Here is a 22,263-nt window from a genome sequence, read left to right on the forward strand (position 1 = left end):
GAGCGCGTCGTCGTCGACGAGCAGGACGCGGATCACGTCCACGGCAGCACCGCCCGCAGCACGAAGTCGCCGCGCGGATTCGGGCCGCACTCCAGCGAGCCGCCCGCGAGCTCCACCCGCTCGGTCAAGCCGATCAGGCCGCTGCCCCCGGGCGCGGCGGGCGGCGCGAGGGCCGACTTGCGCGACACGACCTCGACCACCAACGACGAGTCCGACGGTCCCACGGTGACCTCGACGGCGGCCGCGGGGGCGTGCTTGCGCGCGTTCGTCAGTCCTTCCTGGACGATGCGGTAGGCCGTGCGGCCGACCATCACCTCGCCGCCGGAAGCCTCGACCCGCGAGCGCACGTGCATGCCGGCGGCGCGCGACTCCTCGATCAGCGCCGGGATCGCGTCCACGGTGGGCTGCGGCGGAGCGGTCACGCCGTCGCCCGTGCGCAGGACGCCGATCACGTGGCGCAGGTCGCGCAACGCGTCAGTCGCGGTCTGGCGGATCACGCCCGCGGCCTGCTCGATCTCCTCGGGCGTCGCGTCCGGCCGGAACTCCAGTGCCCCGGCGTGGACGCTCAGCAGCGACAGGCGGTGCGCCAGCACGTCGTGCATCTCACCGGCGATCCGACGCCGCTCCGTCTCCCGCGCCGCCTCCACGTGCGCGCGCTGCTCGGCTTCGGCCTTCTCCGCCCGCTCGTGGGCCGTGAGCAGCAGATCACGCTGGGCGCGGGTGAACAGTCCCCACGGCACGACCACGAGCGGGAACAGCACCGCGAACGCGAGGTCGATGACCATCGGCAGCTCGGGGTCGTCGAAGACGACCGAGTAGACGATGCCGATCAGGCAGCTCAGGATCACCGAGATCACGATCTGCCTGCGGGTGCCGCGCAGCGCGAGGTTGAACAGGGCGATCAGCCCGGGGCCGGCGGCCATGGCGGAGAACGCGCCGACCGGCGTCAGCAGCAGAAAGACGAGCCACGGACGGCGGCGGCGCCACCACAGCGGGATGAAGCAGAGCACGCCGACGACGAAGTCGAGGTTCACCTGCTGCTCGGTGCGGTAGTGCTCGGTCCCCCCGAGCGCGACGAGTCCGACGAACGCGCCGACCGCGAGCATCGACGCGTCCACGATCCAGTCGCGCGTCGTGCGCCTGGACGACCCCGACTCGGCCAGCACGCCGGGAAGCATCGAGAACCGCGGACCGCTCACGACCGCAAGCGTACGCCCGCGCGCGGAGCAGCACCCCCTACTGAAGTCGATCCACCCACCGACGAGGGACCGATGGCGCACGGACCGCCGCGGCCGATCCTCCGGGCCATGATCGAAGCGACAGGACTGACGAAGCGCCTGGGAGGGCGCACCGTGGTCAGCGACGTGTCGTTCCGCTGCGAGCCGGGCACCGTCACCGGCTTCCTGGGACCGAACGGCGCCGGCAAGACCACGACGATGCGGATGGTGGTCGGGCTTTCGACGCCCGACGCCGGCGCCTCCCGCGTGCTCGACCGCCGCTACCACGACATCCCCAACCCGGGTCGGCACGTCGGCGTGTTGCTCGACGCGTCCGCCCAGCACCCCGGCCGCAGCGGCCGCGAGGCGTTGGCCATCAGCGCCCAGATGATGGGCGTGCCGGAGTCCCGCGTGACCGAGCTGCTCGCGCTGGTCGGGCTCGACGACAGCGCGGCGAAGAAGCGCGTGCGCCAGTACTCGCTCGGCATGCGCCAGCGCCTCGGGCTCGCGCACGCCCTGCTCGGCGATCCGCAGGTGCTGATCCTCGACGAGCCCGCCAACGGCCTGGACCCCGAAGGCATCCGCTGGATGCGCGGCCTGCTGCGCGACTTCGCCGACCGCGGCGGCACCGTGTTCCTCTCCAGCCACCTCCTGAGCGAGGTCGAGGCGGTCGCCGACCGCCTGCTGATCATCGGCCAAGGCAAGATCGTCGCCGACGGCACGCGCGACGAGCTGCTCGCCGGCACCGGCGTGCTGGTGCGCGCCACCGACCCGCGCGAGCTCGAGAACGCGCTTCACAGCGCCGGCCTCGCCGCGCAGGCACTCGAGGACGGCGCGTTCGTCGTCGACGCCGACCCGGAGGCGATCGGCCGCGCCGCGCTCACCGGTGGCGTCGTGCTCACCCACCTGGCGCCCGCCGAGGGCGCCGGGCTCGAGACCCTGTTCTTCCAGCTCACGGAGACCCCGGCATGAACCCCGCGATTCCCTTCCCGAAGCTCACGTTCGTCGAACTGCGCAAGATGGTCGACACCCGCGCCGGCTTCTGGCTGCAGGTCGCGACCGCCGTGATCACCATCGCCGCCGTGGTCCTCGTCGGAATCGTCGGCGAGGACACGGACCGCACGCTGCGCAGCATGCTGTCGGTGGCCGTCGCGCCCGCGACCATCCTGCTGCCGATCATCGGCATCCTGTTGGTCTCTTCAGAGTGGACGCAGCGCACCGCGCTGATCACATTCACGCTCGTGCCCAAACGGCTGCGGGTGATCAACGCCAAGGTCGCGGCCGGCCTCGTGCTCGGCGTGATCGTGTTCGCGATCGCCGTCGTGGTCGCGCTCGCCGCGACCGCCGCGTTCGGTGGCGACTTCGAGCTCGGCGCCGCCGTGTTCGGCCAGACCGCGGTCGTCGTGCTCACCGGCATGCTGATCGGCATCGGCTTCGGCGCGGCGTTCCTGAGCTCGGCGCCGGCGATCGTCCTCTACTTCGCGCTACCGCTCGCGCTCGGCATCCTCGGTGAGTTCAACTTCTTCGACGACATCGCCGAGTGGGTGGACACCGGCCGCACGACCACGCCGCTGATGGAGCACGCCGCGTCAGGCACCGAGTGGGCGCAGTTCGCCGTCTCGATGCTCGTGTGGATGGTGCTTCCCCTGGCGATCGGCATCTACCGGATCACCCGCGGCGAGATTCGCGCCGCTTAAACGCGAAAGGACCCGCACGGGAGCTCCGTGCGGGCCCTTTCGGCGTTGCGGTTCTAGACGCGCGAGTAGAGCTCGACGATCAGCTGTTCGTTGACGGGCGCGTTGATGTCCATGCGCTCCGGCAGCCGCAGCACCTTGCCCTCCAGCGCGTCGAAGTCCGTCTGCAGCCAGCCGGCCACCGAGCCGGTGAGCTCCGTCGCCTGCGAGGCGGTCTCGCGGACCTTGTCCTTGACCTTGATGCTCTCGCCGGGCGAGACCAGGTAGGACGCGATGTCGACCTTCTTGCCGTCCACGAGCACGTGGCCGTGGTTGACGAACTGGCGGGCCTGGGCGCGGGTGCCGGCGAAGCCGAGCCGGTAGACGACGTTGTCCAGGCGACGCTCCAGGAGGCGCAGCAGCTCCTCGCCGGTCACGCCCTGCGCGCGGTTGGCCTTGTCCACGTAGATGCGGAACTGCTTCTCGCGCACGCCGTAGTAGCGCTTGGCCGTCTGCTTGGCACGCAGCTGCGTGTAGTAGACGGACTGCTTGCGGCGGCGGTTCGCGCCGTGCTGGCCGGGCGGGTTGTCGCCGCGGCGCTCGAGCGCCGACTTGCCATTGAGGGCGCGTTCACCCTTCAGGAAGAGCTCTACGCCCTCGCGGCGCGAGAGCTTTTCAACGGGTCCGGTATAGCGCCCCATGGTCTCCTACAGGTCTCCTAATGCTGATCGAAAGTCGGCCGCTCAGGGTAGCAACGGGGCCGCGCCTGGGGTCAGGACCCCATACGGGGTCCGAATGGACACTCGTCCTATTCAGGCGGGGCAATCACTAAAGCATGATGACGACATGGGTCAGGTCATCACGCTTCCGAAGCAGAAGCGCTCCAAGGTCGAGATCACCGAGGATCGCCGCCACGCCATTGTCACCGGCCTGTGCGCCCTGGTGTTCCTGCTGGGCTTCTTCATCGCCGGTCCGGCGCTCGCGATCTACGCCTTCGGCTTCGCCACGACGTCGCACCTCGGCTCGGCCGCGGCCTGCGTCGGCGGCCTGCTCGTGACCTGGGCGATCACGCGCCAGGCCTACAAGCACATCTAGGCGGCCAGCCGGGGCGCCGCCGCTGACGGGCGTCCCAGGAAGTAGCCCTGGCCGAGGCCCGCGTTCATCTCGCGCAGCGCGGCGAGCTGGGCCGAGGTCTCGATGCCCTCGGCGATGACCTCGAGCTCGAGCGTCTTGGCCAGGTCGACGATCATGCCGACGAAGCTGGACTCGCGGCGGCCGGAGGTGAGCCCGTCGATGAACGGCTTGGCGATCTTGAGCGTGTCCAGCGGCAGCGAGTGCAGGTAGGACAGCGAGCTGTAGCCCGTGCCGAAGTCGTCGAGCGCGATCTTGACGCCGAGCGCGCGCAGCTCGTGGAAGCGCTCCACGGACGCGGCGGCCAGCAGCTGGGACTCGGTGATCTCGATCACGAGCTGCTGCGGGTCGATCCCGGACTCCCTGATGCAAGCGAGGACGTTCTTGACCAGGTCCGGGTCGCGCAGTTCGGCGACGGACAGGTTCACGTGCATGCGCAGCGGCTCGACGCCCGGCTCGGTCTCGGCGTCCTGCCAGCGGCGCGCCTGCCGGCACGCCTCGCGCAGCACGTAGCGGCCGAGCGGGACGATCAGGCCGGTCTCCTCGGCCAGCGGCACGAAGTCACCGGGCGGGACGAGCCCGCGGGACGGGTGCTCCCAGCGCACGAGCGCCTCGGCGGCGACGATGCGGCCGGAGTCCAGCGCGACGATCGGCTGGTACTGGACGATCATCTGCTCGCGCTCGATCGCCTTCGCCAGCTCCTCCTTGAGGTCGTGGCGGCGCAGGATCGCGGCGGCCATCTGCGGCTCGAACAGCTCGAAGCGCGCCTTGCCCTTGGACTTGGCCTGGTACATCGCGACGTCGGCGTTGCGGATGAGCTCGTCGCCGTCGCCGCCGGACTGGTGCGAGGAGGCGAGGCCGACGGACAGGTGCACCGAGACCAGCTCGGTGCCGGCCTCGACGGGCAGCTCGAACGCCTTCAGGATGCGGCGCGCGACGGCGCGGCCGTCCACCAGCGGGTCGCCGACGCCCGGGATCATCACGGCGAACTCGTCACCGCCGAGGCGGGCGATCGTGTCCTCGGGGCGCACGCACTCGCGCATGCGCTTGGCCACGGAGACCAGCAGCGCGTCGCCGACGTGGTGGCCGAGCGAGTCGTTGATCGTCTTGAAGTCGTCGACGTCCACGAACAGCACCGCGGCCGCGCCGTCGTCGGCGAGCTCCTCACGCACGCGCTCCATGAACAGCGTGCGGTTCGGCAGGTCGGTGAGCGGGTCGTGGTAGGCCTGGTGGTGCAGCTGCTCCTGCAGCGACTCGAGCTTGTTGACGGCCTGCTCGAGCCGGTCGTACTGGAGCGCGACGGCCGCGTTGTTGGCCAGGGCCTCCAGCAGGCGCAGATCGTCGGCGCCGAACGAGCGCTCCAGGCCGACGCGGTTGGCGAGCATGATCGTGCCGATCGTGCGCTCCTCGCCCGGGAGCATCGCGATCATCGCGTGCCGGATCCCGCGCGACTGCAGGTGCGCGCGCAGGTGCGGCGAGCCGAACGGCGGCGTGAGGCTGATGGCGGGACGGTCGGCGTCGACGAAGCCCGCGAGCTCCTCGGCGATCGCCTTGTCGGCCGGCTCCATCGAGGTGCGCAGGTCGCCCGGGCCGTGCGTGGTGCGCAGCGGGTCGCCGTCGGAGGTGTGCAGCAGGACCTCGGCGACGTCGGCGTTGAAGGCCTCCAGGGAGCGGGCGAGCAGCGCCTCGAGCGCTTCGGCGACCTCGGGGGAGCGCGACAGCGTGCGGTTTGCGTCGTACAGGAATTCCAGCCGCTCGTGGCGCTGGCGCTCGGAGATGTATGCGCGGTAGACGGCGAAGACGGTCAGCGCGGGGATCAGTAGCACCGGGACGGCGCGCGGGTCGGTGGCGACCACGAGCGCGGCGGCGATCGCGATGCTGGCGTTGATCAGCGTGACGAGCGCGTCGGTCGCGAACATCTGCGCGAGCATCGACGTGCTCGGGCGGCCCTCGGCGAACGCCATCGCGACGCCGAGCAGGACGATCGTCAGCGCGCCGGACGCGAGCGTCGCCGCGTACAAGCCGATCCATGTCTCCGGCTGCATCGCGTCGGCGCCGCCCGCGATCGCGTTCAGGATCGCCGCGGCGAGCGTGGCGGCGAGCGCCAGCTGCGCCAGGTTGAACAGCAGCTTGACGATCTCCAGGCGGCGGATCAGGCCGAGCACCACCAGGTGGCCGACGAGCGCGCCCATCACGAAGTCGTCGCCGGTCGCGAACACCAGGCCGAACACGAACGGCAGGTCGGCGAGGGAGAAGGAGTGCGCGCTGCGGCGGAAGCGGACGTGCACGACGCACAGCTCGGCGGCGGCGAACCCGAGCGCGACGGCCCACCACGGCAGGTGCGGCTCACCGTGCGGGACCGCGTTGTGCGTGACCAGCGCCCAGGCCACCGCGGCGACGACGCTCAGCGCGATCACGTACGTCCAGACCAGCAGTTCGCGTGGTGAGCGCGGCAGGCGGCGCACCAAGGTCGTCGACTCCTCCATCGTTTCTGTTCATCGGCCGCAGCGCGAGGCTTCTTGACCATGTAGGCGTACGATTGGTGGATGGCACGCCTCGTACGGATGGACAAGACGGGACACACCACGCTGGCGGAATGGACCTCCGGTTCGGACGCCGCCGAGGCCGAGGCGCAGCTGCAAGCCGCGCTTGAGCAGGGGTATTACGCGGTCGTCACCCAGGGCGAGGGTCGCGCCGAGCAGGTCACGGCGCTCCCGCTCGACGCCGATCTGGTCATCCTGCGCCGCCCGATCGCGGGCGGGTGAGCGCCGGGGCCCTCCCCGAGCGGGCGTCAGTTTCCTGGCGCCCACCCATGACGCCGGCGCGCCTACGTTTCTACGCGCGGGCGTGGACGGTGACGATGATCGCCCAGCTCGTGCCGATGGTCGGCGTGGGCGTGCTGCTGCTGTTCCTGCACCCGGTCGCGGCCGTCGTCGGGCTGATCCTGGTCGCGCACGCGTGGGCGATCGCGGAGCTGTACGCCAACCGCGGCGCGAAGGTCGTCAAGCCACGGGCGCGCGCGGGGGAGGAACCCGAACGCGTCGCCCTGGGCCTGCTCGGTGACCTCGTGGGCCACGAGGCGCGCGACCTGCACGCGCGCACCGGCCTGGTCATGGAGCGCGGCGCCTTGGGCGTCTGGCTCGTGGGCGAGGCGGGCGCACTGCTCGTCCGCGGCCGCCGCGTGCACTGCTGGTGCGTGCGCGTCCCGGAGCGCTCGCTGCCCTCCTGCGACCGCATCGCCCACCTCCTCCTGGCGTTGCGCGAGGACGAGGAGGGCTTCGCCACCGTGGCCAACCACGCCTTCGCGGGAGCCCGCTGGCGCGTCAGACGGCGCCTGCCCAAGCGCCAACGCCCCGCCCTGGACGCCGCCCGACGACCGGCGTAGCGGCAAGGTCCCACGGCAGACGCCCGCGGATGGGCCCCCGGCGTGAGGCGCACCCGGCCACCACGGCAACGGCGCTCCTTCGCCCCGCGCTACCGCGGCGAGGAGGCGAGCCGTTCGACACGGTGGATAGTTCGACCCGTCAAAACTTCAGCCGACGGGCCAAGGGAACACCGCCCGCGCGCGGGCACTATTCGGTCCATGCTCAACCCGACCGCGACTGCTTCCGCCACCGCGCTGCCCGTGCGCCGGCTGGCCCTCGTGCCCACGTCCGGCCGCGGTGACGCCGCCGTGCGCCGCTATCGCCTCGCCCGCCTGCACCTCGAGGACCGCGAGATCGCGCGCGCCGAGCGCGTGGCGCACCTGAACCGTTCGCACGATTAGGTCATCTTCAGCGGGGCGCGTTACATTTGCGCGCATGAACAACAAGTCCGCCTTCGGCTCCGTCGCCCGCAAGGCGATCGGCTTCCTGGTTCTCGCGTTCGTCGCGATCTTCCTGTTCAACGCCGTGATCGGCGCCGTGGTCGGGTTCATCAAGCTCCTGCTCGCCGTCGGCCTCGTGATCGTGATGGCCGGCGCCGTGATCTGGGTGCTGCGCAAACTGTGATCTACCTGCTGCTGTGCGCCTGGTTCGGCATCGCGACCGGACTGGTCGGGCGCGTCCGCGGCTCGTCGTTCTTCATCTGGTTCGTGATCGGCGCCGTGGTGCCGGTCATCGGCCTGGTCATGGCGCTCTTCTACCGGTCTGACCGGGACGAAGTGCGCCGTCAGTGCCCCACGTGCGGCAAGCTCGTCAAGCTCCACGACCAGATGTGCATGCGGTGCGGGACCGATCTGGACTTCCCGGACTTCGCGGTTGAGCCGGAATCGGCCGCTGCTCAGCGATAAACTCGGCTGTCGCCGTCCCCCTCGCGAGTCCCCTGGAAGGAAGTGACAGAGCCGATGATGCGTGCTGTCGACGCCATCATGGAATGCCTCAAGGCCGAAGGCGTCGACGTCGTATTCGGCTATCCGGGCGGGGCCAACCTGCCGACCTACGACGCGTTCGTCGACGCCGGCATCCGCCACGTCCTCGTCCGTCATGAGGCCGGCGGCGGCCACGCCGCCGAGGGTTACGCCAAGGCCTCAGGCCGCGTGGGCGTCGTGTTCGCGACGTCCGGTCCGGGCGCCACGAACATCGTCACGCCGCTCACGGACGCGATGATGGACTCCGTCCCGCTCGTCGCCTTCACCGGCCAGGTCCGCACGGAGCTGCTCGGCACGGACGGCTTCCAGGAGGCGGACACGTTCGGCATCACGATGCCGATCGTCAAGCACTCGTTCGTCATCCAGCACCCGACGGAGATCCCGCGCGTGGTGCACGAGGCGTTCCACATCGCTCGCACCGGCCGCCCCGGCCCGGTCCTGATCGACATCCCGCAGGACCTCAGCCGCGCCGAGATCGACTATCAGCCGGTCGAGGACGTCCACCTGCCCGGCTACCAGCCGACGCTGGACGGCAACTCCAAGCAGATCCGGCTCGCCGCCAAGGCGCTGGCCAACGCACGGCGCCCGGTGCTCTACGCGGGCGGCGGCGTGATCTCCGCCCAGGCCTCGGAGGAGCTGACCGAGCTCGCCCGCTCCGGGAACTTCCCCGTCACCTGCACGCTGATGGGCCTCGGCGCGTTCCCGGCGCCCGACCAGCAGTGGCTCGGGATGCTCGGCATGCACGGCACCCGCGCGGCCAACTACGCGATGGACGAGGCGGACCTGATCGTCGCGATCGGCGCCCGCTTCGACGACCGCATCACGGGCAAGCTGAGCGAGTTCGCCCCGCGTGCCAAGTTCATCCACATCGACATCGATCCGGCCGAGATCTCCAAGAACGTGCCGGCGCACATCCCGATCGTGGGCGACGCGAAGCGCATCCTGGCCCGTCTCGTGGGCGAGTATCGGGCGCTCGAGCCCGACGCCGCGCGCCTGACCGGCTGGTGGGAGCGGATCGAGCACTGGCGCTCGCAGCACCCGCTGCGCTACGACGACAGCGCGGACAGCGAGATCAAGCCGCAGTACCTGGTCGAGGCGCTCTACAAGGCGACCAACGACGGTGACTGCATCCTGTCCAGCGACGTCGGCCAGCACCAGATGTGGGCGGCGCAGTACTTCCACTTCAAGGGCCCGCGCCGCTGGATCAACTCGGGCGGCCTGGGCACGATGGGCTTCGGCCTGCCGGCCGCGATCGGCGCCGCGATCGCCTGCCCGGACGTGCCGAGCGTCCTGCTCACGGGTGACGGCTCGTTCCAGATGAACATCCAGGAGCTCGGCACCGCCAAGCAGTTCGACGTCCCGGTCAAGTGCGTGATCATGGACAACGGCTACCTGGGCATGGTCCGCCAGTGGCAGGAGCTGTTCTGGGACCGCCGGTACTCCAACGTCGAGATGGGCTCCTACCCGGACTGGGTCAAGCTCGCCGAGGCCTACGGCGCGCACGGCGTGCTCCTGCAGGACAAGACCACTCTCGTCGAGGACCTGCGGACCGCGCTCGCCACGCCCGGCCCGGTCGTGGTCGACGTGAAGGTCACGCGCGAGGAGAACACGTACCCGATGATCGCGCCGGGCGCCGCCGCGCGGGAAATGGTGGGCTGAGCCGTGGGCGAACCCGGAACCAAGGAAGTCCTGTCGCTCGAGGAGCTCGAGGCGTCCGTCGGCCTGCGCACCGGCCGCAAGCACATCCTCTCGATCCTGGTCGAGAACAAGCCGGGCGTGCTGACCCGCATCGCCGGCCTGTTCGCGCGGCGGGGCTTCAACATCGACACGCTCGCCGTCGGCCCGACCGACGACCCGACGCTCTCGCGCATCACGCTGACCCTGGACGGCGCGATGCACCCGATCGACCAGGTGACCAAGCAACTGCACAAGCTGGTCAACGTCATCAAGATCCGCGACCTGGAGCCGACCGAGACGGTCGCGCGCGAGCTCGCCCTGTTCAAGGTGAGCGCCGACGGCTCCACCCGCGCCGAGGTCATGCAGATGGTCGAGATCTTCCGCGGGAAGATCATCGACGTCTCCAAGCGGTCCGTGATCATCGAGGTCACGGGCTCGTTCGACAAGATCGAGGCGTTCGAGCGGATGGTCCGGCCCTTCGGCCTGATCGAGATGGCCCGCACCGGCGAGATCGCCATCAGCCGCGGTCGCGGCGAGACCTGACCCACGGGTGTGCGGGTGGGCGTCCGCGGGTCCGCGGCGCCCACCACGCGAACCGGGGGTGATGAACGAACCGGTCCTGTGAGGACCGTCTCGTTCATCACCCCCGCCACTTCATAACCTGTATGGCCTTGACGGTCGGCCAACTCACGCCAGGACGCGGACTCGCTGTCGACGCCGATGCGCTGCTGCGGCGCGCCGAGCGCGCGATCAAGCGTGCGCGCAAGTCAGGCGAGCCGGTCCTGCTGGGGCTGACGGTGCGCGTCGGGTCGGAAGTGGACCCGAGCGCGGTTGTCTTCGCATCCCGCGCTGAGGGCGAGGACTGGTTCTGCTTCGAGCAGCCCGACCGTGCGGGTTCCGCGCTGGCGGCGTTGGGCGTCGTGACGCGGCTGACCGCGAGCGGCCCGTCCCGCTTCAAGCAGGTCTCCGCGGCGTGGCGCGCGCTGGCCGCCGACGCCGTCGCCGACGCGCCGGACGGCCCGCCGGGCGCCGGCCTCGTGGCGGTGGGCGGCTTCGCCTTCGCCCCCGATGGCGGCCGCGCGCCGCACTGGGAGGGCTTCTCGGCCGCGGATCTCGTCGTGCCCGAGGTGTCCCTGGCGCGGCGTGGTGACGACGTCCGCCTCACCGTGGCTGCGCTCGTCGCCCCGGACGATGTGCCGTCCGATCTCGCCGAGCGCCTGTCGGCCCGGGTGGCTTCGCTGCGCCTCGATCCGCTGCCGATGCTCGATCCGGACCCCGTCGGCAAGTTCCGCGTGGACTCCGTCGCGCCGCCCGAGCACTACGAGGCCGCCGTCGCCCGCGCCGTCGAACGCATCCGCGCCGGCGCCTTCGAGAAGATCGTCCTGGCGCGCGAGGTCACCGTCCAGGCCCCGACGCCCCACGACGCCGCTGCCGTCTTCGGCGTCCTGCGCTCCGGTTTCGACTCCTGCTACGTCTTCTGCGCGGGCCGCGGCGACGCCGCCTTCATCGCCGCCTCACCCGAGCTGCTGGTCCGCCGCGACGGCGCCCGCGCCCAGACCGTTGCCCTGGCCGGCTCCACCCGCCGCTCCGCCGACCCCGCCGTCGACAACCACCTCGGCGAACAGCTCCTGCGCTCGGTCAAGGACCGCGAGGAGCAGGAGATCGTCGTCCGCCGCATCGCGCAGGCGCTGAAGCCCCACGCGGTCTGGGTCGCGGCGCCCGACGAGCCGACCGTCATCCGCGTCGCGAACATCCAGCACCTCGCCACGCCGATCCGCGCCCAGCTCGCGCACCCCTTGAGCGCGATCGAGCTCGCCGCGCTGCTTCACCCGACGCCCGCTGTGGGCGGCGAACCCCATGCCGCCGCGGTGCCCTTGATCCCCGCGCTGGAGGGCCTGGACCGCGGCTGGTACGCGGGCGCCATCGGGTGGACGGACGCCAACGACGACGGCGAGTTCTGCGTGGCGCTCCGCTGCGCGCTCCTCCGCGGCCACGAAGGGCGCCTGTACGCAGGCGTCGGCGTGGTCCGCGACTCGGACCCGGCGTCCGAGCTCGCCGAGACCGAGATCAAGCTCGGCGCACTCCTCCCGGTCCTTTCCGGCTAGCCCGTGATCGTCGTCTACTAGCGGCCGAGTCGGCGCCTCCAGCGCCTGCCGGAGCGCTTGAGGTTCGTCTCCATCGCCCCGAGCGCGCCCCGGTGCTCGGGCAGCGCGGCGGCTTCGGCGGCGTCGATCGAGAGCGTGACCTGCCTCAGCGTGATGCGCGCGACCTCCGGCGCGTCGACGAACACACGACCCTTGTCGGTCTTGACGACGATGCCGTCGAAGATGTGCTCGCGGGCGTTGTCCTGGACGCGGTGGACGAGGCCGACGCGGACGCCGTCGGAGGTGACGACCGGGACGCCGCGGGGCAGGGCCTGGTAGCCGATCTGGTGGTCGTCGTCGTCCGGGGCGGCAGCGCTCACGGAGCCAAAGCTAGCGGCCCGCGCGCCGCCAGACCTCGACGACTTCGCGGACGCTCGCCGTTCGCCAGGAGATGCGGGAGTCCAAGGGCTTGACCTTGAGCTCGAAGCGGTTGCTCTCCAGCTGCTCGAGCTCGAGGACGAGGGCGTGGTAGCGGCGGCCGCGCTTGTCGATCTCGACGATGTCCCCGGGCGCGATGCCCTTGGAGGTCGTGCGCTTGGTCGAGGGCGCGGAGGGCTCGATCGAGAGCAGGGAGACCTGGTGGATGTCGGCCGACACGACGGCGAACTCTAAGTCGAGGAGCGGACGGACTCCCAGACGCGGCGGTGCAGGTCCACGTTCTCGCTGCGGTCGGTCCGGACGCTGATGATCGTCGAGCGGTCGGCGACCAAGGCCCGGTCGAGGGCCGAGCGAAACGACTCGACGTCCGCGACAGGCTCCCAGCCGAGCCCGTACAGCGCGGCGGCGTGGGCGAAGTCGAGCCCGTGCGGCGTCGCGATGTGGTCGACGTACGCGGCGCCCTGCCCGGAGGCCGGGAGGAACTCGAAGATGCCGCCGCCGTCGTTGTCGATCAGCACGATCACCAACCGCAACCCGAGCCGGGAAGCCGCGAGCAGGCCGCCCACGTCGTGGGCCAGCGCGACGTCGCCGATCAGCAGCACGACCGGCCCTGAGGACGCCGCAGCGACACCGAACGCCGTGGAGACCGTCCCGTCGATCCCGTTCGCGCCCCGATTCGACAACACGCGGAACGCGTTCGGCCGCGCCGGGAAGAACGTCTCGACGTCCCGCACGGGCATCGACGAGGCCACGACCAGCACGGCTTCGTCCGGGAGCCGCGAGCCCAGCTCGGCGGACACGCGCGGCTCGTTCAACGCACTTCCCAATGCGCCCGCGATCGCCCCCGCGGCGGCCCGGTCCGCGGCGTGCCAGCGCTCGAACCACGACCGGTCACGACGCTTGCGCACGCGCGCCGTCAGCTCGTCGAACGTCACGCGCGGGTTCGCCGCCACGATCGTGCCCACCGACCCGTCCGGGTCCTGCCAGGCGGTTTCCGCGTCGAAGGAGACCTGCAGCGCGCCGCTCGAAGCCAGCCACGCGCGCAACGGCTTGGACGTCGGCAGATCCCCGACCCGCAACACCAGATCCGGTACCACCGACGAACCGAACGCCTCGGAGCGCAGCAGCGCGTCGTAATGCGCGATGGCCGCCGGCCCGCGCCGCGCGCCCGACAGCGGATCGGCCAGCAGCGGCAGCCCCGCCTTCTCGCAGAACGCCGCCAACGACGCGCCCAACCGCGGATCGCGCTCGGACCGCCCCGCGACGACGACCGCCCGCGACGCCTCGCGCACCTGCTGCGTCAACGCACCGATCACGTCGTCGGACGCCACCCGCGGCACGGGCGGGCGCGCCACCCACGGCCGCCCGCCCGCACGCCCTTCGACCACCTCCGTCGCAGGAACCCCGGACGAGCCGTCCGGCACCAGCGGCTCCCGGAACGAGAAGTTCAGGTGCACCGGCCCGGGGCGCCCGTCCAGCGCCGTCCAGAACGCGCGGCACGCGAGCTGCCGCAGCCAGCGCACCCGCGCCGGGGAGGCGGGAAAGTCGTCGACCTCGAAGAACCACTTGGCGGCAGACCCATACAGCCCGATCTGGTCGATCGTCTGCCCAGCGCCGATCGCGCGCAGCTCAGGCGGGCGGTCCGCGGTCAACACCAGCAGCGGCACGCGCGCCTCGTACGCCTCGTGCACGGCGGGCGCGTAGTTCGCGGCCGCCGTCCCTGACGTGCACACCAGGGCGGGCGGCACGCCGGTCGTCTTCGCCAGCCCCAGCGCGAAGAAAGCGCCGCTCCGCTCATCGAGGTGGGACGTCGAGCGCAGGCGCCCATCCCAGGCAAACGACAAGGTCAAAGGCGTCGAGCGCGACCCCGGCGAGGTGCAGGCGTCGCGCAGCCCGCAGCGGACGAGCTCGTCCACGAAGGCGCGCAGGCACAGATACGTGTCGGTTCCGGGCATGATGGAGAAAATGCTGCCGCCGCTCGTCCTGCTGCACGGCTTCACGCAGACCCGCCAATCCTGGCGGCGCACGGCGACCCAGCTCACCTCACGCTACCGCGTGCTCACGCCGGACCTGCCCGGCCACGGCCAGGCGGCGCACCGCACGCCGAGCTGCGACGCCGTCACTGCTTACCTGCGCGCGCTCACCCCGAGCACCCCGTTCACGCTCGTCGGCTACAGCATGGGCGGCCGGATCGCGCTCCACGCCGCGTTCCAGCTCGACCTCGACCGGCTCGTCCTGATCGGCGCCAGCCCGGGCATCGCCGACCCCGCCGAACACGAGCAGCGCCGCCGCGCCGACGAGGCGCTCGCCGCCAAGATCGAAGAAATCGGCGTCGAGGCGTTCGCCCGCGAGTGGGGGAACCTGCCGCTCTTCGCCGGCCAGCCGGAGCGCGTAAGGGCCGCCGCCTACGCCGACCGCCTGCGCAACACCCCGCACGGCCTCGCCCAAGCCCTCAGAGGCCTGGGCACGGGCACCATGGAGCCCCTGTGGGACCGGCTTCCGCAACTCCAGACGCCCGTCACGCTCATCACGGGCGAGCGCGACGAGAAGTTCCGCGCGCTCGCCGAAGACATGGCGAGGCGGTTACCGAACGCCGAGCACGTGACGATCCCGAACACCGGCCACGCACCGCAGCTGGAGGATCCAGCCGCGGTGGCTCACCAGTTGGGGTCGCCCTCCTCGTCGGCCTCCGCGTAGTCGTCGCCGTCGAAGTCGTCCTCGAGCAGGTCGTCGAACTGCGCGCCGTCGCGCATGATCGGCTCCGTGCTGTGCTGGTCGCCGTGCTCGGCGTGTTCGATGAGATCCGCTTCGGCGAGTTCGAAACCCTCGCTCTCGCCCTCACCAGCTTCGATCAGCGGTGCGAGCGCGGGATCGACCGGGTCGTCCGGCGTCTCAGGCCATTCGCGTGCCATGCGGCGAACCCTACAGCCACGTCACGCCAGACCGACGGTGCCCGGAACCTCGATGACGCCGTCGCGCGGTGTCAACGCCCCGGCCGGGGCCAGGGTCGCGAGCCCGCAGGAACGCGTGACGCGTAGCGCGGCCGCGGCGTGCACCGCGGCCGCGATCCCGCGCGGACCGTCGAACGTGGACGCGAGATAGACGTCGGCACCGGCCGCTCGCGCCGTCCGGGCGTCGGCCAGCACGCCCGTGATCCCGCCGCGCGTGACCTTCAGACACACCGCGCGGACGCCGCCGGCGCCGGGAGCGTGCGTCTCGTCCATGGCGATCGGCACGCGCGTGCCGGCCTGCACCTCGCGCAACCCCTCGACGCCGTGCACCGGCTCCTCACACAGCTCCAGGCCCACGGGCTCCAGTGAACGCAACGCCGCGAGCGCCACCTCCACGGTTCCCCAGGCCCCGTTCGCGTCGACGCGGATGCCGACCTCGGGCCCGACCGCGGCGCGCACGGCGGCCAGGCGCCCGGCGTCGTCCCCGATCCCGACCTTGACCTTCACGCACCGGAACCCCGCCCGCGCGGCGGCGGCCGCAGCCGCGGCGGCGCCGGAGCGGTCCTCGGCGCCGATCGTCGCGTTGACGGGCACGGCGCCGACCGCGCGCGGGTCGATCAGCCGCGCCAAGGGCGTCCCGGTCCGCCGGGAGGCGTGATCCCAGAGCGCGAGATCCACCGCCGCCAGCGCCTGAGGAAGATCCCGCTCCGCCCGGCAGGCCTCCAGCACGTCGGCCGTCGGCTCCAGCGAACGCAGCACCGCCGCGTACGCATCCAGAGCGGCCCGCACCGACGCCATCGACACCCCGTCGTAGGGCTCGAGCGGCGCCGCCTCACCCTCGCCCCAGAGCCCGTCCGGGAAGTCGAGCCGCACGACCAGCACCTCGCGCTCGCGCAACTCGCCCCACGAGGCCCGCAGCGTCGAAGGCAGCGTGAACCGCTCGGTGCGGACGCTCAGCGCGATCACTTCGACAACAGCAGCCCCGCCGACAGCAGCACGCAGAACGCGAGCTGCAGCATCCCGGTGCGGGCGAGCGCGCCGTTCAGCGACGGGCCGTCGACCCGGTTGCGCACGACCCGCACGATCGGCGCCGCGATCGGCAGCGACAGCCACGGCAGCAACAACCAGGGCGTCAGCTGCTCCCCGCCGAACGCCCACGCCAAGGGAGCGGTGGCGAACGCGAGGTAGACGATGAGCGCGTACGCGACGCGCGCGCGATCACGCCCCAGCCGCACCGCCAGCGTGCGCTTGCCCGCCCGCCGGTCCGTCTCCAGGTCGCGCACGTTGTTGACCATCAGGATCGCGGTCGCCAGCAACCCGACGGGCACGGCCAGGACGAAGGCCTCCCACGCCAGCTCCTTGGTCTGCGCGAAGAACGTGCCGGTGACGGCGACGATGCCGAAGAACAGGAACACGAACACCTCGCCCAGGCCCTCGTACCCGTAGGGCCGAGGCCCGCCCGTGTAGAGCACGCCGGCGAGAATCGACAGCACGCCGACGAGCAGCAGCTCCCAGCCGGACGTCAGGATCAGGTACACGCCCACCAGCACCGCCAGGCCGAACGCCACATAGGTCGCGACCAGCACCTGCTTGGGCGGAACGAGCCCGCCGGCGGTGACGCGGACCGGCCCGAGGCGGTCCTCGGTGTCGGCGCCGCGGCGGGCGTCCGAGTAGTCGTTGCTCAGGTTGGTCCCGATCTGGATGAGCAGCGCGCCGAGCAGCGTCGCGACGAACGTCAGCGGCCGGAAGGTGCCGAGCGCCGCGGCGTAGGCCGTGCCGACGAACACCGGCGCCGCCGCCGCGGGCAGCGTGCGTGGCCGCGCGGCCATGAACCAGATGTGAAGGGAACTCACGACCGCCGCGGGAACTGGGAGAAGTCCGGCTGGCGCTTGGCCTTGTAGGCCTCGCGGCCCTCCTTGGCCTCGTCGCTGCCGTAAAAGAGCAAGTTGGCGTCGTGTGCGAGCTGCTGAATCCCGGCCATGCCGTCTTCCTCAGCGTGAAAACTGAGCTTTACGAGGCGCAGGGCGAAGGGGGAGAGGGCGAGCATCTCGCGGCACCACTTGACCGTCTCGGCCTCGAGCTCGTCGAGCGGGACGACCGTGTTGACGAGCCCCATCTCCAGCGCCTGCTGCGCGTCGTACTGGCGGCACAGGAACCAGAACTCCTTGGCCTTCTTCGGGCCGACGAGCCGGGAGAGCAGACTGGCTCCGTAACCACCGTCGAAGGAGCCGACCCGCGGGCCCGTCTGTCCGAACCGCGCGTTGTCGGCGGCGATCGTCAGGTCGCACACCAGGTGCAGGATCTGCCCGCCGCCGATCGCGTAGCCCGCGACCATCGCTACGACCGGCTTCGGCAGGCGCCGGATCTGCACGTGCAGGTCGGTCACGTGGAAGCGCCCGACGGCCTTGCCGCCCGGCACGTAGCCCGTGTCCCCGCGCACGCGCTGGTCGCCGCCCGAGCAGAACGCGAGCGGGCCCTCGCCGGTGAGGATGATCACGCCGACCGACTCGTCCTCACGCGCGACCTCGAGCGCCTGCGAGATCTCGATGATCGTCTCCGGGCGGAACGCGTTGCGGACTTCCGGGCGGTTGATGGTGATCTTGGCGATCCCGTCCCCGGACAGCTCGTACCGGATGTCCTGGTAATCGCCCGCAGAGGTCCAGTTCACGGCGGATGACCATAGCTAGTCTCGGCGCTCGTGAACGCGATCGAGACGCCGCAGGGGTCGCTGACCTACGACGAGCTGGCGGAGCGCGCCTCGCGCGTGCGTGTGTCGGCGCCGCGCGTGGCGATCGCGATGCCGCCGTCGCTGGACTTCGCGATCGCGCTGCGCGCGTGCATGCAGGCGGGCGTGGAAGCGGTGCCGGTGGACCTGCGCGAGCCGGTATGGCGTGTGGCCGATGCCGGGCAGGTCATCACGGAGATAGACCACGGCAGACAGGAAAAGGGCGCCGGGTTCGGCCTGGTCGTGCACACGAGCGGCACGACCGGCGTGCCCCGGCCGATCCGGCTCTCGCTCTCCCAGATCCAGGCGAACTCGGATGCCGTGACCGCCGTGATCGAGCCGGGCCGTTGGCTGTGCCCCTTACCGCTCTCGCACATCGGCGGCCTGATGGTGCTCCTGCGGTCCTGGCTCACGCGCACCACCGCCGTGATCGGCCCAGCCGACACGCCCGACGTCACCGTGGCCTCGCTGGTCCCGACGCAGCTCGCGCGCCTGATCCATCAACCGCCGCCGGAGACGCTTCGCGACGTGATGCTCGGCGGTGCCCCCGCGGACCCGACGCTGCTCGTCCGCGCGCGTGCCGCCGGTTGGCCCGTCCGCCCGTCTTACGGGCTCACGCAGGCGTGCAGCGCGGTCGCGCTCGCGGACATCGGAGACACCGAGACGTCTGGCCGCCCACTGCCCGGGGTGACGATCGACCTGGCGGCGGACGGCGAGATCATCGTCTCGGGAGCGTCCGTGGTCGGCGGCACGCACGCCACGGGCGATCTCGGCTCGTGGCTGGACGGCCGGCTCGTGGTCCACGGCCGCAAGGTGGACACGATCGTCAGCGGCGGCGAGAACGTCATGCCGCAGGAGGTCGAGGCCGTCCTGCTCTCGCACCCGGCGGTGCTCGAAGCCGCCGTGGTCGGCCGGCCCGACCCGGAGTGGGGCGAGGCCGTGACCGCGTTCGTGGTCCTGGGCGCGGACGCGCCTGACCTCCGTGAATTCGTGCGGGAGCGCCTGGCGCCGTTCAAAGTTCCAAAAGGCATTGAGCAAGTCGAGGCGCTACCTCGGAATGCGGCTGGGAAGGTTCTGCGCCGCGAGCTCGCGTAGGACCTCGTCCGGGCGCGCGAGATCCTCTTCGCGGAAGCGCAGCACGACGAACCCGTGCTCGCGCAGGACCGCGTCCTGGATGCGATCGTCGCGCGCGGTCCTCGGCCGGTCGTGGTGATCGCCGTCGATCTCGACGTTGAGCCCCGGCCATCGGAAGTCGAGCTCGAATCCCAGGAGACGCGTGTTGACAACTGGCTCCGGAAGCCGCGCGCCGCGGATCAGCTTGAGGAACCGGTCCTCGAGCCCGGAGCGCGTCCCGGCGCTGCCGGCGGCGTGCAGCTCGAGCGCCCGGTCGAGCGTCTTCGTGCGCCGCTTGACCATGCGCGGGTCGAAGAGCTTGCGGAACGCCGCCTCGTGGATGACGTTCGCGACCTGCTCCGCGTTCAACTCCCGGCTCATGTCGAACAGGACCCGCGGCACGTTGCACACCGGGATCGCGTCGCGCACCAACGACTCGCCGGGGACGAGCAGGCCGGGCACGATCTCGAAGCCGTCCTGCTTGCGGCGCCGCTTCGGCACGGCGACCTGGATCGCCGGCTCCTTGAACCGCGAGATCTTCCAGTACTTGCCGCCGCTGAAGCCGGCCAGCGCGGCGCCGTCGCCCGCCGCGTACACCGCGGCAAGCCATTCGCCCTCGCGCGAGAGGCCCGGGTGCCCGACCGCGTACACGCCCCGGTACAAGGGCCACAACTCGCCGGCCACGACGGCACGCCGCAGTGTTTGCGACGTCGCGCCGGTCTGCGCGGCACGCACCACACCGTGCTGCGCGGTCGCGAGCCGCGAGATGTAACGAAAGGTCCGCATGCCGGAGGTTTCGTCACGTGTAGGCAACGGCTGACGAACTTCGCCCCCGCTACGCTGCATTCGGCCGTCGCAACTGGCGCTTAGGTGGAGCACCACCGGGGAGCGGCGGCGTCGTACGGTCGCGCGCCTGGGCACCTTTCAACGCGATCACACGAGGAGTCACGTGTCCGACACCGTCACGTCCGTGAACATTCCCGCCGACCTGAAGCCGTCCGATGGCCGCTTCGGTTGCGGCCCGTCGAAGGTTCGTCCCGCGCAGCTCGCGCGCCTGTCGGACCCTGAGGCCGTCGCGCTGATGGGCACGTCGCACCGGCAGAAGCCGGTCAAGAACCTCGTCGGCCGGGTCCGCGGCGGCCTGCGCGAGCTGTTTCAGCTGCCCGAGGGCTACGAGGTCATGCTCGGCAACGGCGGTACGACCGCGTTCTGGGACGCCGCGACGTTCGGCCTCGTGCGCGAGCGCGCGCTGCACCTGACCTACGGCGAGTTCAGCTCCAAGTTCGCCAAGTCCACCGGCGGCGCGCCGTTCCTGCAGGACCCGATCATCGTCAAGGCCGAGCCGGGCGACGCGCCCGCCCCGACCTCCGACCCGTCCGCGGACGTCGTCGCGTGGGCGCACAACGAGACCAGCACCGGCGTGATGGTTCCCGTCGAGCGCGTCGGCGACGGGCTCGTCCTGATCGACGCGACGTCCGGCGCGGGCGGCCTGCCCGTCAACGTCGCCGACTCCGACGTCTACTACTTCGCGCCGCAGAAGAGCTTCGCGTCCGACGGCGGCCTGTGGATCGCCCTCACCAGCCCGGCGGCGCTCGAGCGGATCGGCGAGATCGCCGCGACCGACCGCTGGATCCCCGAGTTTCTCTCGCTCAGCACCGCGCTCGACAACAGCGTCAAGGACCAGACCTACAACACGCCGGCGCTCGCGACGCTGATCCTGCTCGCGGACCAGATCGACTGGATGCTCGGCCTTGGCGGCCTCGACGGCTGCGTCGAGCGCACCACCGCCTCCTCGAACCACCTCTACCAGTGGGCCGAGCAGACCGAGTACACGACGCCCTACGTCGCCGACCCGGCCAAGCGCTCGCTGGTCGTCGGCACGATCGACTTCGTCGACGAGGTCGACGCGTCCGCCGTGGCCAAGACGCTGCGCGCGAACGGGATCGTCGACGTGGAGCCGTACCGCAAGCTCGGTCGCAACCAGCTGCGCGTCGCGATGTTCCCGGCCATCGAGCCGGAGGATGTGAAGGCGCTCACCGCCTGCATCGACTACGTGGTCGAAAACCTGTAGTGACGCTCGAATCCCGTGATCGCTGGGTCCGCGCGGCCCAGGGCTGGGAGGCCAGAGCCGAGCAGATGGCGCGCGACACGATGCCCGTGTCCGCCCGCCTGGTCGAGCTCGTCCGCCCCCAGCCCGGACACACGATCCTGGACCTCGCCGCCGGCCTCGGCGACACGGGATTCCTCGCCGCCGAGCTGATCCAGCCCGGCGGCACGCTCATCACCAGCGACTTCGCGCCGGAGATGCTCACCGCGGCGCAGAAGCGCGCCCCGCAGAACGTCGACGTCCGCTTCAAGCAGATCGACCTGAGCACCCCGATCGACATCCAGGCCGCGTCCATCGACGGCGTCCTGTGCCGCTGGGGCTACATGCTGCTCGACGACCCGGAGTTCGCACTCAGGGAGACGCGCCGCGTCCTCAAGCAGGACGCCGCGGTCGCGCTCGCGGCCTGGTCGGGCCCCGACGACAACCTGTGGAGCGCGGCGCCCGTGCGCATCCTGCAACGCCGCGGCATCCTCGAGCCCACGCCGCCCGGCCCCGGCCAGTTCACGTGGGCCGACCCGAACGTCATCGAGGACACGATGGCCACCGCCGGCTTCCTCGAGCCGAAGGTCGAGGCCGTGAACTTCGTCATGCGCTACGAGGACGTCGACGACTGGTGGGTGGCGCAGACGCAGATGTCCACGCGCACCGGCGACGCCGACGCCCAACTCGACTTCGCCACCCGCAGCGACGTGCTCGCCGAGCTCGAAGAAGCGGCACAACCGTTCACGCAACCCGACGACCGTCTGGAAATCCCGGCCAGAACCTGGATAGCCACGGCGACCGCCTAGGATCACCGCCC

26 protein-coding genes and 1 riboswitch are annotated in these 22,263 nt (G+C 71.3%); of the genes, 15 read left to right on the forward strand and 11 right to left on the reverse strand.

Annotated elements, in window-relative coordinates:
• Positions 1-32: 32 nt before the first annotated feature.
• Positions 33-1,199: a sensor histidine kinase gene (locus OJ962_RS20625; RefSeq protein WP_202952608.1), complete on the reverse strand. Its 1,167-nt coding sequence runs from the start codon at positions 1,197-1,199 to the stop codon at positions 33-35.
• Between the two features lie 108 nt (positions 1,200-1,307).
• Here OJ962_RS20625 and OJ962_RS20630 point away from each other — a divergent pair, with 108 nt between their 5' ends.
• Both OJ962_RS20630 and OJ962_RS20635 read left to right on the forward strand, forming a co-directional pair.
• Positions 1,308-2,189, forward strand: coding sequence for an ABC transporter ATP-binding protein (locus OJ962_RS20630; RefSeq protein WP_202952609.1), 882 nt, complete (start codon positions 1,308-1,310; stop codon positions 2,187-2,189).
• Positions 2,186-2,914: a hypothetical protein gene (locus OJ962_RS20635; RefSeq protein ID WP_202952610.1), complete on the forward strand. Its 729-nt coding sequence runs from the start codon at positions 2,186-2,188 to the stop codon at positions 2,912-2,914. The genes OJ962_RS20630 and OJ962_RS20635 overlap by 4 nt, the downstream gene beginning before the upstream one ends.
• Before the next feature lie 53 nt (positions 2,915-2,967).
• Here OJ962_RS20635 and rpsD read toward each other — a convergent pair whose 3' ends face one another.
• Positions 2,968-3,591: a 30S ribosomal protein S4 gene (rpsD, locus tag OJ962_RS20640; protein WP_202952611.1), complete on the reverse strand. Its 624-nt coding sequence runs from the start codon at positions 3,589-3,591 to the stop codon at positions 2,968-2,970.
• 145 nt (positions 3,592-3,736) lie between these two features.
• Here rpsD and OJ962_RS20645 point away from each other — a divergent pair, with 145 nt between their 5' ends.
• Positions 3,737-3,985: a hypothetical protein gene (locus OJ962_RS20645; RefSeq protein ID WP_202952612.1), complete on the forward strand. Its 249-nt coding sequence runs from the start codon at positions 3,737-3,739 to the stop codon at positions 3,983-3,985.
• On the opposite strand, the gene OJ962_RS20650 is transcribed toward OJ962_RS20645, so the two are convergent.
• Positions 3,982-6,507, reverse strand: a complete 2,526-nt coding sequence (locus tag OJ962_RS20650; protein ID WP_202952613.1) for a putative bifunctional diguanylate cyclase/phosphodiesterase — start codon at positions 6,505-6,507, stop codon at positions 3,982-3,984. The genes OJ962_RS20645 and OJ962_RS20650 overlap by 4 nt on opposite strands.
• Before the next feature lie 60 nt (positions 6,508-6,567).
• On the opposite strand from OJ962_RS20650, the gene OJ962_RS20655 reads away from it, so the two are divergent.
• The 8 genes from OJ962_RS20655 to OJ962_RS20690 all read left to right on the forward strand — a co-directional run bounded on the left by OJ962_RS20655 (position 6,568) and on the right by OJ962_RS20690 (position 12,151).
• Complete coding sequence (locus tag OJ962_RS20655; RefSeq protein ID WP_202952614.1) at positions 6,568-6,786, forward strand: hypothetical protein; 219 nt, start codon at positions 6,568-6,570, stop codon at positions 6,784-6,786.
• A 47-nt stretch (positions 6,787-6,833) separates the two neighbouring features.
• Positions 6,834-7,406, forward strand: coding sequence for a hypothetical protein (locus tag OJ962_RS20660; protein WP_270006565.1), 573 nt, complete (start codon positions 6,834-6,836; stop codon positions 7,404-7,406).
• 198 nt (positions 7,407-7,604) lie between these two features.
• On the forward strand, positions 7,605-7,787 hold the full coding sequence (locus OJ962_RS20665; RefSeq protein ID WP_202952616.1) for a hypothetical protein: 183 nt from the start codon (positions 7,605-7,607) through the stop codon (positions 7,785-7,787).
• Positions 7,788-7,821: 34 nt separating this feature from the next.
• Entirely contained in the window at positions 7,822-8,010 is a 189-nt protein-coding gene (locus tag OJ962_RS20670) for a hypothetical protein (protein ID WP_202952617.1), read from the forward strand.
• Positions 8,007-8,291, forward strand: a complete 285-nt coding sequence (locus OJ962_RS20675; RefSeq protein WP_202952618.1) for a hypothetical protein — start codon at positions 8,007-8,009, stop codon at positions 8,289-8,291. Before OJ962_RS20670 ends, OJ962_RS20675 begins: the two co-directional genes overlap by 4 nt.
• 57 nt (positions 8,292-8,348) lie before the next feature.
• Positions 8,349-10,028 carry a biosynthetic-type acetolactate synthase large subunit gene (gene ilvB, locus OJ962_RS20680; protein WP_202953356.1) on the forward strand — a complete coding sequence of 560 codons (1,680 nt, stop codon included), beginning with the start codon at positions 8,349-8,351 and terminating at the stop codon, positions 10,026-10,028.
• A gap of 63 nt (positions 10,029-10,091) precedes the next feature.
• The gene (gene ilvN, locus OJ962_RS20685; RefSeq protein WP_202953357.1) at positions 10,092-10,589 is read left to right on the forward strand and encodes an acetolactate synthase small subunit; all 498 of its coding nucleotides are present in this window, start codon (positions 10,092-10,094) and stop codon (positions 10,587-10,589) included.
• Between the two features lie 128 nt (positions 10,590-10,717).
• The gene (locus tag OJ962_RS20690) at positions 10,718-12,151 is read left to right on the forward strand and encodes an isochorismate synthase (protein ID WP_238930961.1); all 1,434 of its coding nucleotides are present in this window, start codon (positions 10,718-10,720) and stop codon (positions 12,149-12,151) included.
• 17 nt (positions 12,152-12,168) lie between these two features.
• Here the strand turns inward: OJ962_RS20690 and OJ962_RS20695 are convergent, their stop codons facing one another.
• From OJ962_RS20695 to menD, 3 genes are read right to left on the reverse strand one after another with little or no spacing between them, the layout of a single operon-like run.
• Positions 12,169-12,510, reverse strand: a complete 342-nt coding sequence (locus tag OJ962_RS20695) for a hypothetical protein (protein WP_202952620.1) — start codon at positions 12,508-12,510, stop codon at positions 12,169-12,171.
• 10 nt (positions 12,511-12,520) lie between these two features.
• Positions 12,521-12,787, reverse strand: coding sequence for a hypothetical protein (locus OJ962_RS20700; protein ID WP_202952621.1), 267 nt, complete (start codon positions 12,785-12,787; stop codon positions 12,521-12,523).
• An 11-nt stretch (positions 12,788-12,798) separates the two neighbouring features.
• Positions 12,799-14,523 carry a 2-succinyl-5-enolpyruvyl-6-hydroxy-3-cyclohexene-1-carboxylic-acid synthase gene (gene menD, locus OJ962_RS20705; protein WP_202952622.1) on the reverse strand — a complete coding sequence of 575 codons (1,725 nt, stop codon included), beginning with the start codon at positions 14,521-14,523 and terminating at the stop codon, positions 12,799-12,801.
• Positions 14,524-14,533: 10 nt separating this feature from the next.
• Here menD and menH point away from each other — a divergent pair, with 10 nt between their 5' ends.
• Entirely contained in the window at positions 14,534-15,265 is a 732-nt protein-coding gene (menH, locus tag OJ962_RS20710) for a 2-succinyl-6-hydroxy-2,4-cyclohexadiene-1-carboxylate synthase (protein WP_202952623.1), read from the forward strand.
• On the opposite strand, the gene OJ962_RS20715 is transcribed toward menH, so the two are convergent.
• From OJ962_RS20715 to menB, 4 genes are read right to left on the reverse strand one after another with little or no spacing between them, the layout of a single operon-like run.
• Positions 15,226-15,480 (reverse strand): hypothetical protein, encoded by a 255-nt coding sequence (locus tag OJ962_RS20715; protein WP_202952624.1) that lies wholly within the window; start codon positions 15,478-15,480, stop codon positions 15,226-15,228. The two genes, menH and OJ962_RS20715, sit on opposite strands and share 40 nt — an antisense overlap.
• Before the next feature lie 21 nt (positions 15,481-15,501).
• Complete coding sequence (locus tag OJ962_RS20720) at positions 15,502-16,485, reverse strand: mandelate racemase/muconate lactonizing enzyme family protein (protein WP_202952625.1); 984 nt, start codon at positions 16,483-16,485, stop codon at positions 15,502-15,504.
• A complete protein-coding gene (locus OJ962_RS20725; protein WP_202953358.1) occupies positions 16,482-17,348 on the reverse strand; it encodes a 1,4-dihydroxy-2-naphthoate polyprenyltransferase in 867 nt (288 codons plus the stop codon). Before OJ962_RS20725 ends, OJ962_RS20720 begins: the two co-directional genes overlap by 4 nt.
• Before the next feature lie 20 nt (positions 17,349-17,368).
• Positions 17,369-18,187: a 1,4-dihydroxy-2-naphthoyl-CoA synthase gene (menB, locus tag OJ962_RS20730; protein ID WP_202952626.1), complete on the reverse strand. Its 819-nt coding sequence runs from the start codon at positions 18,185-18,187 to the stop codon at positions 17,369-17,371.
• Positions 18,188-18,217: 30 nt separating this feature from the next.
• Between menB and OJ962_RS20735 the strand changes: the two genes are divergently transcribed.
• Entirely contained in the window at positions 18,218-19,339 is a 1,122-nt protein-coding gene (locus OJ962_RS20735; RefSeq protein WP_202952627.1) for a class I adenylate-forming enzyme family protein, read from the forward strand.
• Here the strand turns inward: OJ962_RS20735 and OJ962_RS20740 are convergent.
• Complete coding sequence (locus OJ962_RS20740; protein WP_202952628.1) at positions 19,292-20,143, reverse strand: DUF559 domain-containing protein; 852 nt, start codon at positions 20,141-20,143, stop codon at positions 19,292-19,294. The two genes, OJ962_RS20735 and OJ962_RS20740, sit on opposite strands and share 48 nt — an antisense overlap.
• Positions 20,144-20,202: 59 nt before the next feature.
• Positions 20,203-20,283, forward strand: a riboswitch (ZMP/ZTP riboswitch).
• A gap of 23 nt (positions 20,284-20,306) precedes the next feature.
• Between OJ962_RS20740 and serC the strand changes: the two genes are divergently transcribed.
• Together serC and OJ962_RS20750 are read left to right on the forward strand one after the other, a co-directional pair.
• Positions 20,307-21,428: a phosphoserine transaminase gene (serC, locus tag OJ962_RS20745; protein WP_202952629.1), complete on the forward strand. Its 1,122-nt coding sequence runs from the start codon at positions 20,307-20,309 to the stop codon at positions 21,426-21,428.
• Positions 21,428-22,252 (forward strand): class I SAM-dependent methyltransferase, encoded by an 825-nt coding sequence (locus tag OJ962_RS20750; protein ID WP_202952630.1) that lies wholly within the window; start codon positions 21,428-21,430, stop codon positions 22,250-22,252. The genes serC and OJ962_RS20750 overlap by 1 nt, the downstream gene beginning before the upstream one ends.
• Positions 22,253-22,263: the final 11 nt, after the last annotated feature.

It is taken from the genome of Solirubrobacter deserti (assembly GCF_027587175.1).
In the GTDB taxonomy this organism is placed as follows: domain Bacteria; phylum Actinomycetota; class Thermoleophilia; order Solirubrobacterales; family Solirubrobacteraceae; genus Solirubrobacter; species Solirubrobacter deserti.